Source organism: Desulfomicrobium norvegicum (assembly GCF_900114595.1).
In the GTDB taxonomy this organism is placed as follows: domain Bacteria; phylum Desulfobacterota; class Desulfovibrionia; order Desulfovibrionales; family Desulfomicrobiaceae; genus Desulfomicrobium; species Desulfomicrobium macestii.
In genome coordinates this window covers 38,727-52,695 of sequence record NZ_FOTO01000011.1, presented here as the reverse complement: position 1 = coordinate 52,695, position 13,969 = coordinate 38,727, and the positions used below count along the sequence as shown (strand labels likewise).

The following is a 13,969-nucleotide window of genomic DNA, read 5'->3' as shown; positions in this document are numbered from 1 at the left end:
ATGACTTCCAGCGAAACCATCATCGACGTGAAGGGCCTGAACAAGTGGTACGGCGACTTCCACGTCCTCAAGAATATCGACCTCGAAGTGCGCAGGGGCGAGCGAATCGTCATCTGCGGCCCGTCCGGGTCCGGCAAATCCACCCTTATCCGGTGCATGAACCGGCTGGAACGCCATCAGGAAGGGACCATCATCGTTGACGGCACCGAGCTGACCGGCAACGTCAAAGGGCTGGAGAAAATCCGCCGAGAGGTGGGCATGGTGTTCCAGAATTTCAATCTGTTCCCGCACATGACAGTATTGGAGAACCTCACCCTGGCTCCCATCTGGGTACGGAAGATGCCCAGAAGAGAGGCCGAAGCCACGGCCATGCATTTCCTGGAGCGGGTGCGCATCGCCGAGCAGGCGGCCAAGTATCCAGGCCAGCTCTCGGGCGGCCAGCAGCAGCGCGTGGCCATTGCCCGGGCACTGTGCATGAACCCGAACATCCTGCTTTTCGACGAGCCCACATCAGCCCTGGACCCGGAAATGATCAAGGAGGTTCTCGACGTCATGGTCTCCCTGGCCGAGGAAAACATGACCATGGTGTGCGTGACCCATGAAATGGGCTTCGCCCGGACCGTGGCCGACCGTATCATATTCATGGACGGCGGCGAGATCGTGGAACAGAATTCCCCGGAGGAATTTTTCTCCAATCCCCGCTACGACCGCACCAGACAGTTCCTCAGCCAGATCCTGCACCACTGATCCCAGGGGAGCGGGGTCCGATCTTGAATCTTGAATAATCCTGTCGTCCTGATTCCATGCCCAGACCTCTGCGCATGGAATTCAAGGTTCTGGAGTTTCTCCAGAAAAGTGTCCCTCAACATTTCCTGACCCTCGTCCTCCTCTCTTGAATATGAGCCTGGTGTCCCTCTCTTGGTCCCCGGCACCACATAGGCTCATGCCATGAAAAATCCGTGATATTCCGCGTAGCCATTACATATCGAGGATTTCGTTGACGGTTAATCCCACGCGCCGTCATTTTTTCTTCCGCATTTTCGCCATGGATTCGGTCTGTTGCAGACAGAGACTCTCATATTGTCTATTCGGCACGCACTTTGCGATATGATCTTCTGGTAAAGAAAAAGCTCAACTTTGCATCGTGTTCATGATAACAGTGCATACTCTGAAAAAATACATTGAGTTATCGCATGGGATTTTCATGGGTTGAAGCAATAGAGGGCAATGCGATGGCGAGTGATAATTGTTTTGGCGGGTATGAAGGGAAAGATGCTGGATACTTAAACGCCAACGATCTTGAGATTTTTCTCGCCGTCGCACAGGCTCGGCAGTGGGACAGGAGAAAATCCGTTCGGGCTTATGCATGAGACGAGGCGGGTTGATGAACCAACACGTGGTCTTCGGCATGCATGAAACCCGACGGCCATCGACAGCAGCAAGGGAGAAATAATTATGAGCAATGACATCTTGAATCGTGAATCCCCGCAGGTTTTGCCTTTTCTGCCCTATGCGGAAAACGCGTTGGAGCCCGTGATTTCCGCGAAGACGATCGGTTTTCATTACGGCAAGCATCACAAGGGCTACGTCGACAACCTGAAAAAGCTGGTGGCCGAAACGCAGTATGCGGACATGACCCTGGAGAAGATCATAAGCGAGACAGAAGGCAAGAGTGACAAAACCGCCATCTTCAATAACGCGGCGCAAGCATGGAACCACGCCTTCTACTGGCAAAGCCTGAGGCCAAAGGGCGGTGGTGAGCCTGCCAGTGTGTTGCAGAAGAAGATCGAGGTATCCTTCGGCTCTCTCGATGCCTGCAAGAAAGAACTGGTGACCGCGGCCGGGGCGCAGTTCGGCAGTGGGTGGGTATGGCTTGTGCTGGACAGCGACATGCTCAAGGTTGTGAAGACCGCAAACGCGGAGGTGCCCATGACCATGAGCATGAAGCCGCTGCTGACCATCGACGTGTGGGAGCACGCCTACTATCTGGATTACCAGAACCGACGCGCGGACTACGTCAAGGCTGTTCTGGACACGTTGATCAATTGGGATTTTGCGGCGGAAAATCTCGGCTGCTGACCGTTGAAACGGTTGTGCGTTGATCCAGATGATGTGGCGGACAGGCGCTTGCCGTCAGGAATTTCCGAGCGTGAAGCTGCCTGTCTTTCAAGTTTGCGGCGCAGGCTGAATTCGCAAGTCATTCGAAACCAGCGCAAATCATCGTTGGCGAGCGATGTGGTCGACGCAAATTATATGAGTGGATGTGATTATGAATTGAAATCAGAAACCAAAAATTTAAGTGAAAGCGTGCAGCCATGTTGGAATTAAAAAACATTACGTACAGAGTCCCGGAATCAGATGTCGACGCCCAAAGTCCGTCTGGTCGGACCATTATCCATGATTTGAGTTTTACGTTTGAAGCTGGCGGATTCTACGCCATAACCGGACCCAACGGGTCGGGCAAAACCACCCTGGCCAAGCTGATCATGGGGATCAATGAACTCACGTCCGGAAAGATAATTTTCAACGGGTCCGATATCACCAAGCTTCCCATTCATGAACGGTCCAAAGCAGGCATCGTTTATGGATTTCAGCATCCGGCCCGATTCAAGGGAACGACTTTTCGGGATCTGCTATCGATTGCCGCAGGCTCTGATGACGAAGATAAACTCATTGAGATCATTTCCCGGGTGGGCGTCTGCTCTCTGGAGTTTCTGGACAAGCGTGTGGATAGCAAGCTGTCTGGCGGGGAAATCAAAAAAATCGAACTGGCCACGGTAATCGCTAAAAATCCAAAAGTGGCAATCTATGATGAGCCAGACACCGGCATTGATCTCTGGACCATCGGTCCAATGGTGGAGTTGCTCAAACGCGAACAGAAAGAAAACAAAACAACCACTATTGTGGTGAGCCACAACAAAGCATTTCTTGAAGCCGCCGATACGCTTTTGTTGATCAAAGACGGAAAAATCGGTTATTCCGGTGATCTTGCTGGTGCGGTATCGATACTTGAGGATTCGAGTGTCTGTAAGTTCAATGAATTGTGTCAAGGAGAAGATAATGCTCAATGCTATCGATAGAAGGGTATTAAAGGAAGTTGCTGAACTCGAAGGAATTCCCAAAGGCGCTTATAATATTCGAAAAAACGGTAAGCTTCTGGGCCGCGAGGTCTCCGCCAATATCAATATCGAAACAAACGAAAAAGGTGATGGTATTATCATTGATATAAAGCCTGGAACGGTGAATGAGTCCGTTCATATTCCTGTTATATTATCCCAGGCAGGACTTCATGATACGGTCTACAATACATTTATTGTCGGGGAAGGAGCGGATGTGACCATTATTGCCGGGTGCGGCATTCATTGCGGGGGCAAGGAATCCGAAGGCCATTCCGGTATCCATGAATTTCAGATCAAGGCGGGTGCAAAAGTAAAATATGTGGAAAAGCATATCGCCCTTGGTGAGGGTACGGGTCGACGAATTTTAAATCCTACCACAAAAGTTTATATGGCGGAAAACGCCCAAGTGGAAATGGAGCTGACGCAGCTGGGCGGGGTGGATGAAGCCAAGCGCTTCAATGAAGCCAAAATCGGGGCGGGAAGCGTGCTGCTCATCACCGAACGGGTAATGACCGACGGCGACCAGGTGGCCGAATCCAGAAATGAAGTTGAACTGGTCGGAACTGACAGCAAGACGAATATCGTTTCCCGTTCCGTTATAAAAGGCAATTCCAGCCAGGATTTTTATGTCAACCTGACGGCATTTGCCAAATGCTATGGTCATATAGAATGCGATGCCATCATCATGGACAATGGCAGCAATCAAACGATCCCGGCCCTGCGCGCACTGCACCCGGATGCTGAAATGACGCATGAAGCGTCTATCGGTAAAATCGCCAACGACCAGCTGATGAAGCTTATGAGCCTCGGGCTTGATTATGATGCGGCGGTTAACCGGATTATACAGGGGTTCTTGAGATAATGACCAACGGAATCCGGACTTCAGTTGGAAAGAATCTGGGTTTTTCCGAGTCATGATTCACAATTCGACTGCAATGGCAATGTCATTGCCTGACCAGCGAACAGTGACCTTGAGAGTGCGAAAGACGAGTGGGAGATTGCGCGGAAAATACACTGCAAAGGAGGTTCGGAGATGCCACAACTTCATCCGCGGCTGGCCGCTCAACATTTTCTTGCAAGGTTTGCAGGATTCATGCTGGCCGCAGGGTGGGGAGGCCTGTCTCAAATTTATGGGCGCATGCAGCTCTGGAAATTCAAGATTCAAGATCTGACCCTTGCCTCTTCCCGACTCATCTTAGCTATCACCCTGTGCTGCGCCATCTTGACGTTTACCTCGGTTGCTGCCCAACAGTCAGACGGTATCGATGATACGCCGCTGCCGGTGAAAGCAACTGACGGCAAACTCGAGCAACCAGGCAAAGTTGAAGTCAAGCCCGTCGCCAGGGATGACCAGATCAGGCAACGAATCGCGGATATTCTTGAAACGACAGGCTGGTTCGGCGAGCCTGGGGTCACTGTCCAGAAAGGAATCGTTTTTCTGAAAGGAACGACGGAAATCGATGAGTCCAGGCAATGGGCCGGAGATTTGGCGAAAAATACGGAGGGCGTTGTTGCAGTCGTCAATCAGATCGAAGTGGCCCCGACCACTGTTTGGAATTTTGAGCCAACATTTCAAGTACTGAAAGAACTTGCACGCGGATTCCTTCGATTGCTGCCCCTGATCGTGGTGGCGCTGGTCGTAATCGTTCTTTCATGGATCTTCGCCTGGTTAACGGTGAAAGTACTTCGGTGCGGGCTTCTGGGTCGAGCCCTCAGCCACCTTTTGCGTGAAGTACTGGCCCGGGCTGGAGGAATGCTTGTCATGCTTGCCGGTCTATACCTTGTGCTGCGAATCTCCGGGCTCACGCAACTTGCGCTTACGCTGGTGGGCGGAACTGGCCTCATTGGTTTGGTGCTCGGCATCGCTTTTCGCGACATCACCGAGAATTTTCTCGCCAGTCTCTTTCTGAGCTTGCAGCAACCGTTTCGTGAGGGCGATCTGGTGGAAGTCGCGGGCGTGACAGGGTACGTTCAGCGGCTGACTTCTCGCACAACTGTTCTGATGACACTGGACGGCAATCAGACACAGGTGCCCAATTCAACCGTTTTCAAAAGCACGATCCGCAACTTCACGAGCAATCCCAATCGTCGCGAGGATTTTATCGTAGGTATCGGCTACGACGATTCCATCCCTTTTGCCCAGGAAGTCGCCCTGAAGGTGCTTGCTGACCATCCGGCCGTTTTGGATGATCCCGAACCCTTGGTGCTCGTGGAAAACCTCGGCCCGTCCACGGTAAATCTGCGCGTATATTTCTGGCTCGATGGCGGTCGGCTCAGCTGGTTGAAAGTGAAATCGTCCGTCATTCGCCTCGTCAAAAGGGCCTTCCAGGAAGCGGGAATCTCGCTTCCGGACGAGGCGCGTGAAGTCACCTTCCCAAACGGGGTGCCTGTACGCATCATGGAAAGCCAGGGGGCTGCGGAATCAGCCGAACCAGTTCTGAAGAAGCTGGCCGCCGAGCCCGAAACAGTCGCGACCAAGGCGGAAGCCAGCCTGCAAAGCGAAGCCAGGGAAATCAAGGAGCAGGCGAGTAAATCGTGGACCCCTGGGGAGAATCTCTTAACTCCATCGTAATCCGGGGATAGCGGTTGAAGGCGTGTGGGAGTCGAGCAAAGAGGGTGTTAAAATCGTTTGGGGCTGGATGAAGGCCGCTTGCAGCGAGGCCGGGGCTATTACGTCAGGAGAATTTTGAATGTGGAATCACCTGAGTTTCATCATCAAGCATTTTCGGGAGCGATTATGGATCAAGCCGCTCATCGTATGCGTGCTGTCCATTGCCGCAGTTTTTCTTGCCAATCTCATGGACATGACGGAACTCGGCCGTTTTTTGCCGGAAATCACTGAGGAGTCGACCGAAACTTTGCTCAGGATCATGGCGTCGAGCATGTTGATGATGGCCACGTTTGCCGTGGCCTCGATGGTGGCCGCTTATTCGTCGGCAAGCAGGTCCGCGACGCCCCGCTCTTTTCCGCTCATAATCGCCGATGACGTTTCGCAGAATGCGCTCTCGGTATTCATCGGCGCGTTCATCTTCAGTGTGGTTGCGCTTGTTGCGATGATGAACGGGCTTTATGTTGGAAGGGGCAGTCACTTTATCCTGTTCTCCCTGACAATAGTTGTGCTCGCAATCGTCATTGTCACCTTCATCCGGTGGGTCGATAACATCGCCCGGCTCGGCCGGCTGGGACACACGATCACCAAGGTGGAGGCGGCGGCCGCGGAAGCGATTCAAAAGCGTCAGTCGGCGCCACGTCTTGGCGGCGTCGCGGCGTTCGGTTTCCCGGATGCGGGCCGGGCGGTCTTTGGAGCCATCGGTTACGTGCAGCATGTTGACATCGCTGCGTTGCAAGCGCGGGCGGTGCAGTCGGGACTGAGAATTGTCGTGGCGGCGTTGCCCGGCACCTTTTGCACCCCAGGTCGCCCTGTCGCGTGGGTCATCCGAGAGGCAACGGACAGTGTGTCCGACGAGGACGCCAAAGCAGTCGCTGACACGTTCGTGATTGGCGATTCAAGGATCTTTGATCAGGATCCGCGATTCGGGCTGGTGGTCCTTTCGGAGATCGCCAGTCGCGCGCTTTCGCCTGCGGTCAATGATCCGGGCACCGCCATCGGCGTCACGGGCACACTTGTTCGCCTGTTTGCAATGTGGAACGAGCGCGGCAAGGCGGATGACGTTTACGCGGTGCAGTTCGACCGTGTTGCGGTACCGGAATTGTCACTGGCAGACATGTTCGACGACGCTTTTACCGGGATCGCACGAGACGGAGCGGGCAATGTCGAAGTGGTAGTCTGGCTGCTCAAGGCCCTCGGATCCCTCGCCGTAGCCGGGGACGCAACAATGCGTGACAACGCGTTGCGCCACGCCCGTCTCGCAGTGATTCGCGCCGAGAAGGCTCTGAAGATTTCCGAAGATATCACAGCCGTACGAGAGGCCGCCAAGTATGCAATCTGACGGGAAAGGCTGGAAGAATAACGATGTTGGGCAATGGACGGGGGCTTTGAGACCAAGAGTATAAGATCTGGCCCTCGACTTTTTCATAAAGCAGTACGGCACACACTCATAAGTCTTTTTGAAAACATCCGGAGATCATAATGGCGAAGAACACAGGTGAAGGATACCGCAAAGGCAGCGTCAATGACCGTTCCCAGGTTCAAAATCCCAAGACCGGCCAGTGGGTCAAGCGTGATACGGAAACAGGCAAATTCGTGGATGTGAAAGAGGACGGGGAGCCCTTCAAAGGTGTTGCAAAGGAAGTGGACGACCGCAGGGAATAAACTTCGACAGTACTCCCCAGATCAAATCCACGCCGCAGAAGCGTGCTCAAAGGATGTGAACACAAGCCCTTGTGTTGGAATGGGGCAATCTTGCGCACTGGTTGAAAAAAGTTTGTAGTGAAGGATCATTGTTATTTATCATTTCATTGCGGAACTTTCCATTCATCTCAACACCATGATGTATTGATATGAGTTGTAATTCAAAAGCAATGTCGAGCTACGATCACGGTTGGAGCGATTATGTGAAGGGACTGAAGCAGGCGCTTGTCGATATGTAAAAGGATATCACAGAAGCATGAAAATGAGCGATATCTGTACATTGGAGTGGTGTGAGGCGATTGAACATGTTGTGGATGAACTCAGTAACGCGATATACACAATTCATGAGCCTGTTTTTTCTACCGATGAGCAATCCCAATCGATCAAGGATATGCGCAAGCGGATTCATGAGATCTATCATTGCTACAAAATTGTAAAACCCTGAGCGGTCCCAATTTGGTCTTGTTTCAGCCTTTCTTTGTCTTGGTGCGACAAACGAATCTGAAATCAGACAGCACAAGTAGAAATAGGGATTTCAGGTTAAACTGAAATCCCTTATCTTCTTTTGTCGGGACCGGTGGAAATCAAGCAGGCATCACTTCAGATACACGTCTTGCAGTGTTTCCAGCAGAGCATGAAATTCTTCGTGTTTTCCTGCTCCAATCCTCTCACGCTCGAGCTTCTCGAAGTTCTCGCAAAGCTTGGCGGACGCGTCTGAATCTAGAATTTTTTCGGCCATCGGAAATACATCCGTGTTTTCCGTGGTGATATGCTGGACCATTAGCTCCACATAATCCGCTGCGGCAGCCTGCACTTCTACCATGTCCGGAACACCCAAGGTCCCCGCCAGTGCTTTCTTGATCCGGGCGACATTGATGCGGCCCTGTTCGTGTTCATAGATCAAGACTCCGATGTGCCCGGTAATGTGGTCCACTCCGGCGGCTTCCAAGGCCCGAAACAGGTATTTTTCTTCCTTGCCGTGATGGCACTTGTCGACGAAAACCGTCAAAAATTCCAGGATGCCTTCAAGATGTTCGGGCGGGACCGCATCTCCGTCGCGCAGTCGCGTTGACACGGTTTTCAGGATTTCCAGCATGAGCTCGATGTTCTGGTGTTCCTGGATGAGTTCTTCTGTTGCTTTCATGGTCAATCTCCTTTCACGAGAGGAGCCGCCTCCGGCGCCGTTGCGGCGGATTTCAACCGGAGGATGCATCTCATCGCAGTTGTGTTTCCAGATATTCCTTCGATGCGTCCGATTGATTGCCGTCTCGGTCGCGCGCGGAAAAATGATGATTTTCATCGATTTTCTCAATCAGACCGTAGCAAAACGATCGTTCTCCGGTTCTCGAAGTGACGATCGGTCGATAACGCATATCAAAACAGCATTCCTGCTGCATGATCATCAGGCGCCATCAGGCAATTTCATCAATTTGGCATTGATGGCGACGATTACGGTGGACAGCGACATGAGTATCGCCCCTGCGGCCGGGCTGAGCAAGAAACCCCACTTGTAGAGGACGCCCGCAGCCAGCGGGATGGCGAATGCGTTGTAGCCTGTCGCCCAGAAAAGGTTCTGGATGGTTTTCCTGTGCATGGCTCTGGAGAGGGCTATGACCTTGACGACATCCATGGGGTTGGACTTGACCAGCACGATATCCGCAGTCTCCTGGGCGACATCCGCCCCGGCGCCGATGGCTATGCCGACATCCGCCTGCGCCAGCGCGGGGGCATCGTTCACTCCATCGCCTGTCATGGCGCACATCATTCCTCTTTGCTGCACCTCCCGCACTTTGTCCGCTTTTTTGTCGGGGAGCACCTCCGCAAAGTACTCGGTGATCCCAAGCTCTTTGGCGACCCTGTCCGCCACGGTCTGGTTGTCGCCGGTGATCATCATGACCCGCAGTCCCATGCTTCGGAGTTGGGAGATGGCTTCCTTGGATTCCTCGCGAACGACATCGTCCAATGCGATGCATCCCATGGGTCTGTCGTCCGCAAGAACGAAAACCAGAGTCTTTCCCTGGCTGGAAATGCTCTCGACGGCTGAAGAATCGTATTCAAGCCCATTTTCTTCAACGTACTTGCGACTGACGACCTTTATGTTCACACCGTCGATTGTCGCCTGCGCGCCTTTGCCCGGGATGTTCCTGAAGTCATCGGCTTGTTCCGGGTTTTCCGCCGCCCCGGAAACAGCGCGCGCAATGGGGTGCTCTGAATGGGCCTCCACGGCTGCGGCCTTGTTCAGGAGACTGTCCCTGTCAACATCTTGAGAAAAAAGGACGATGTCGCTCACGGCGAATTCGCCTTTCGTCAGCGTGCCCGTCTTGTCGAAAAGAACCGCCTGCAGTTTTCTCGCCTGTTCGAAAGGAGTCCTGTTCCGGATGAAAAAGCCATTTCTGGCGGCTATTGCCGTGGTTGTGGCCACGACCAGCGGTATGGCCAGACCCAGTGCGTGGGGACAGGTTATGATCATGACCGTCACCGTCCTCTCCAATGAGAAGACAAACTCCCGACCGTAGACAAACAGCCAGAACAGCATGGTCAGAAGACCCGCGCCGAGGGCAATGTAGGTAAGCCATGCCGCGGCTTTGTCCGCCACCCCCTGGGCCTTGGATTTGCTTTCCTGCGCCTCTTTCACCAGGGCCATGACCTGGCTGACGAACGAGTTCTCACCGGTCTTGCCCACCTGAACGGTCAACGAGCCGTCACCATTGACAGCGCCACCGATGACCTCGTCTCCAGGGCCTTTTTCGACGGGATTGGATTCTCCGGTGAGCATGGCTTCGTTGACGCTTGAGGAGCCTTCCTCGATCTTGCCGTCAGCCGGGATTTTTTCTCCGGGTTTGACGCGGATTTTGTCGCCGGGCTGGAGCTGATCGGCCTTTATGTCTTCAATCGAGCCGTCTTCGTTGATTTTGTGGGCTTCGCCGGGGATGAGCTTGGCAAGCTCCTCCATCGCTCCGGATGCGTTCGTGATGGAGCGCATTTCAATCCAGTGCCCGAGCAGCATGATGTCGATAAGGCTGGCAAGCTCCCAAAAGAAGACCTTGCCGGGCAATCCGAAGGCTACGAGGCTGGAGTACACGTAAGCCACGCTGATCGCCAAGGCGATCAACGTCATCATTCCCGGTCGTTTTTCGGAAAGTTCTTCGACCAGGCCCTTCAGGAAAGGCCAGCCGCCATAGAAAAAGATTCCTGTGGAAAAAACGAAAAGAATCAGCATCCGTCCGGGGACGTCCGGTTCACCCAGCCCGAACAGTCCGCGCAGCATGGGCGACAACCATATGATGGGCAGCGTCAACACAAGGGAGACAAGGAACCTGCGCTGAAAATCCCGGAGCATGTGTTCATGGTGAGAGGCATGGCCGTTTTCAGGCTGCCCATGCATATCGCCATGTCCTTGGTTTTTCTCGTGTTTCATGTCTTTCATCCTGGAATATCTCCTTGTGACACACCATGAATTCGAACCAAATGGAAGTTTTGAAGGATGTGTCGGTTGAAATTCAGATAGAACATGGGGGCAGGCACTCGGCACTTCCCTCGCCATGTACGGAGAATTTGGCGATTTTTTTGAAAATTTGCTTTTGAACGCACTTACCATAACAGCAATGACACGATGCGGCAAGGCGGCTCTATTTTAGCTTGTATGCATGTTGCAGGTACTTGGCTGGGTAACAGAGAGCGGGAGTGTACTGAAGGTGCTCCACAGGGTTTTCTTAGCAACTAATATATTGAAATGATATATTTTTTTCAAGATAACCTTATTTCGGTCTGAAGATGGGTTTTTTCTTTCAAGAATTGAGTTCCTGTATCCAAGAACTCGAAATACAGGCTTGCATCTTGTCAGCAAGGTGGTAGGCATGCCCATTCGAGCACATTGGAGGGGTTGTCGGTAGTCGGGCCGTCAGGGTGAATGAGCCGTTCGGTTCTGGCTGTGCCAAAGCGAGGCGTGAGGGGCACCATCAGGCACCGCTGCTTGCGTCTTTAAAGTCTGGCGATGTGCCGGAGGCGGGGCGCTGCAAACCGTGATCGGCCACAGTAACGGCAATTTCACTGCCGACCGCGCTGTGACCCGCTCCTGATTTTTGGGAGCCGCGTTCCGCATGCGCGGCGATGCAAAAACCCGTTTCAGCGATAAGTGATCACGTCTTTTCGTTGAAACGGGCCACCTGTCGATCCGCGAAGTCAAGTCTAGACCAGCCGTTTTATGTAATGTCTTTTTTTTGCCTTGCGAGTGTCCGCCGTGTACCCGGTAATTTTCAAACCATTCCCGTCGACGGTTCTATAAACGCACCACAACGTCAGGCGTGGTAGAGCGGTCATCCTGTGCACATAATATTCCCTGGTGGTAAAGATTGGGCTCATAAGTCTAGACAAATCTGATAATTTTCTGCACTCACCGTTACGAGGCAGCCTCGACTCGTGGGGAGGGGGGTGACTGGTCGCAATCAATCATGACGGAGAGGGCATGAAAATCACGAACCTGAAAATCGGATTCAAATTGACGGCGGGGATGCTCGTTGTGGCGTTGCTCGTGCTGCTTGTCGGTGCCGTGGGGTATTACGGGCTCAAGGAAAACGAACTGGCCATCGGGGAACTCGGCGCAGTGCGTCTCAAGTCCGTGCAGATCGCGGGGCAGATGCAGAAGGAGGTCGGAAAGATCGCCGAGGCCATGAACACGCTGCTTACGCCCTTCAATTCCTTGGAGGAGCGGGCTCAGCTCATCCAGTCCATCGGCGAGGCGCAGGAGAGGTTCCGGCAGGCGCGGGACGTATACGAGGCTCTGCCCAGGGCCGCTGAGGAGGCCCGGGCGTGGGAAGGGTTCACGAAGGAGCTGGCGCGCTGGACCGAGGTCGACGACTCGGTCCTGGCCTTGCATCGGGAATTCGAGCAGATCGGCATCCTCAACCCCGACAGCCTCATGGAGCGCATCCAGACATTCCGCGGCGACCACCTGTTCCTGGTGATGCAGGTCTCCAAGATGCTTATCGCGGACGCACAGTTCGACGGCGGGGAAGACCATGTCGGGTGCGCTTTCGGCCAATGGCTGGGCGAGTTCGTCACGGAGAACCTGGCGCTGCAGGACGCCATCACGGAGATTTCCTCGGCCCACGTGCGCCTGCACCAGGCCGCCGCCACCATTACGGCTTTTGCCGGCGCCGACAAGCAGGCGGCCATGAACATGTTCCGGACTTCGCTGCAGCCCGCGGCGGAAGAGTTCTTTCGGACATTCGAGCTCATGATCGTCGAAGTCCGCCGGGCAGCCGCCCTGCAGGAGCGCATCGTCGAACTGACCACGGGTGAGATGCGGGCCTGCCAGAACCGGGCGCTTTCGAGCCTGGACGCCATCGTCGCCACCAACGCCGAGCTCTCGGCGCGGGAGGTCGAATCATCCCTCGTCCGCGCCGCGACCCTCAAGACCTTCATCGGCGTCGTGGCCATCTCGGGACTGATCGTAGCGGTCCTCCTAGGGTTTGTCATTTCCAGGAGCATCGCCCTGCCGTTGCGGGATTGCGTCGTGTTCACGGGGCTTTTGGCGCAGGGCGATTTTTCCGGGACCCCGCCGGAGGAGGCCAGACGCCGCGGCGACGAGATCGGGGACCTGGCCCGGGCCTACCACACCATGGTCGGCAACGTGCGCAACCTGATCGGCAACATGGCCGAGAGCGCGCGGACCCTGGCCTCGTCGGCAGCGCAGATGTCGGAGGTCAGCAGGCACGCCGCGCACAGCGTGGCCGAACTGTCCTCCAAGACGACCATAATGGCCGCGGCAGGGGAGCAGCTCAGCGCCAGCATCGTGAACGTGGCCGCCGGCATGGAGCAGACGTCCACGAACCTCTCCTCCGTCGCCACGGCCACGGAGGAAATGAGCGCGACCATTGGCGAGATCGCCGGTAACACCGAGCGTGCCCGCTCCACGACCGGCGACGCCGCTACGCAGATCGACGCCTTTGCGCAGCTGCTGCGCGAGATGGGCGTGGCCGCAAACGAGATCGGCAAGGTCACGGAGGCCATCTCGGGCATATCTTCCCAGACCAACCTGCTGGCCCTGAACGCCACCATCGAGGCGGCCCGGGCAGGGGATGCGGGCAGGGGGTTCGCCGTGGTGGCCAACGAGATCAAGGAACTCGCCCAGCAGACGGCCGGAGCCACGGAAGACATCAAGAAGAGAATCGCCTCCATCCAGGACGCCACGGGCGGAGCGGTCAAGGATATCGGCGGGATCGTGCGGGTCATCCGCGAGGTCACGGACAACGTCAGCTCCATCGCGGGCGCCATCGAGGAACAGTCGGGGGTGACCACGGAAGTGGCCGCGAACATCACCCAGGCCTCGGCCGGCGTGCAGGACGCCACGGTCCGGGCGGCGGAAATGGCCTCGGTCTCCAAGAGCCTGTCCGCCGACATCTCCGGCGTGGACGGCATCACCTCGGAAATCAGGGCCGGCGGCGAGAACGTGCGCGGGACAGCCCTCGAACTGACGCGTCTCGCGGAGCAACTCATGGCCCAGGTCGGACAGTTCAAGGTGTCGTAGAAAAGGGGG

At 54.9% G+C, this 13,969-nt stretch carries 11 protein-coding genes; 9 read left to right on the top strand and 2 right to left on the bottom strand.

Annotated elements, in window-relative coordinates; translation table 11 throughout:
* From BMZ24_RS14615 to BMZ24_RS14585, 8 genes are all read left to right on the top strand, one after another.
* Entirely contained in the window at positions 1-747 is a 747-nt protein-coding gene (locus tag BMZ24_RS14615) for an amino acid ABC transporter ATP-binding protein (protein ID WP_092193503.1), read from the top strand.
* A 446-nt stretch (positions 748-1,193) separates the two neighbouring features.
* Entirely contained in the window at positions 1,194-1,370 is a 177-nt protein-coding gene (locus tag BMZ24_RS19715; RefSeq protein ID WP_153304615.1) for a hypothetical protein, read from the top strand.
* An 85-nt stretch (positions 1,371-1,455) separates the two neighbouring features.
* Entirely contained in the window at positions 1,456-2,079 is a 624-nt protein-coding gene (locus tag BMZ24_RS14610; RefSeq protein WP_092193502.1) for a superoxide dismutase, read from the top strand.
* A gap of 236 nt (positions 2,080-2,315) precedes the next feature.
* Positions 2,316-3,080 (top strand): ABC transporter ATP-binding protein, encoded by a 765-nt coding sequence (locus BMZ24_RS14605; RefSeq protein ID WP_092193501.1) that lies wholly within the window; start codon positions 2,316-2,318, stop codon positions 3,078-3,080.
* The gene (locus tag BMZ24_RS14600; protein WP_092193500.1) at positions 3,061-3,981 is read left to right on the top strand and encodes a SufB/SufD family protein; all 921 of its coding nucleotides are present in this window, start codon (positions 3,061-3,063) and stop codon (positions 3,979-3,981) included. Before BMZ24_RS14605 ends, BMZ24_RS14600 begins: the two co-directional genes overlap by 20 nt.
* Positions 3,982-4,152: 171 nt before the next feature.
* Complete coding sequence (locus tag BMZ24_RS14595) at positions 4,153-5,691, top strand: mechanosensitive ion channel family protein (RefSeq protein ID WP_244150378.1); 1,539 nt, start codon at positions 4,153-4,155, stop codon at positions 5,689-5,691.
* A gap of 118 nt (positions 5,692-5,809) precedes the next feature.
* Positions 5,810-7,069, top strand: a complete 1,260-nt coding sequence (locus BMZ24_RS14590; protein WP_092193499.1) for a DUF2254 domain-containing protein — start codon at positions 5,810-5,812, stop codon at positions 7,067-7,069.
* 140 nt (positions 7,070-7,209) lie between these two features.
* A complete protein-coding gene (locus BMZ24_RS14585) occupies positions 7,210-7,392 on the top strand; it encodes a hypothetical protein (protein ID WP_092193498.1) in 183 nt (60 codons plus the stop codon).
* Positions 7,393-8,026: 634 nt separating this feature from the next.
* On the opposite strand, the gene BMZ24_RS14575 is transcribed toward BMZ24_RS14585, so the two are convergent.
* The gene (locus BMZ24_RS14575; protein ID WP_244150377.1) at positions 8,027-8,731 is read right to left on the bottom strand and encodes a hemerythrin domain-containing protein; all 705 of its coding nucleotides are present in this window, start codon (positions 8,729-8,731) and stop codon (positions 8,027-8,029) included.
* A 102-nt stretch (positions 8,732-8,833) separates the two neighbouring features.
* Complete coding sequence (locus BMZ24_RS14570; RefSeq protein ID WP_244150376.1) at positions 8,834-10,849, bottom strand: copper-translocating P-type ATPase; 2,016 nt, start codon at positions 10,847-10,849, stop codon at positions 8,834-8,836.
* Between the two features lie 1,047 nt (positions 10,850-11,896).
* Between BMZ24_RS14570 and BMZ24_RS14565 the strand changes: the two genes are divergently transcribed.
* The gene (locus BMZ24_RS14565) at positions 11,897-13,960 is read left to right on the top strand and encodes a methyl-accepting chemotaxis protein (RefSeq protein WP_092193497.1); all 2,064 of its coding nucleotides are present in this window, start codon (positions 11,897-11,899) and stop codon (positions 13,958-13,960) included.
* Positions 13,961-13,969: the final 9 nt, after the last annotated feature.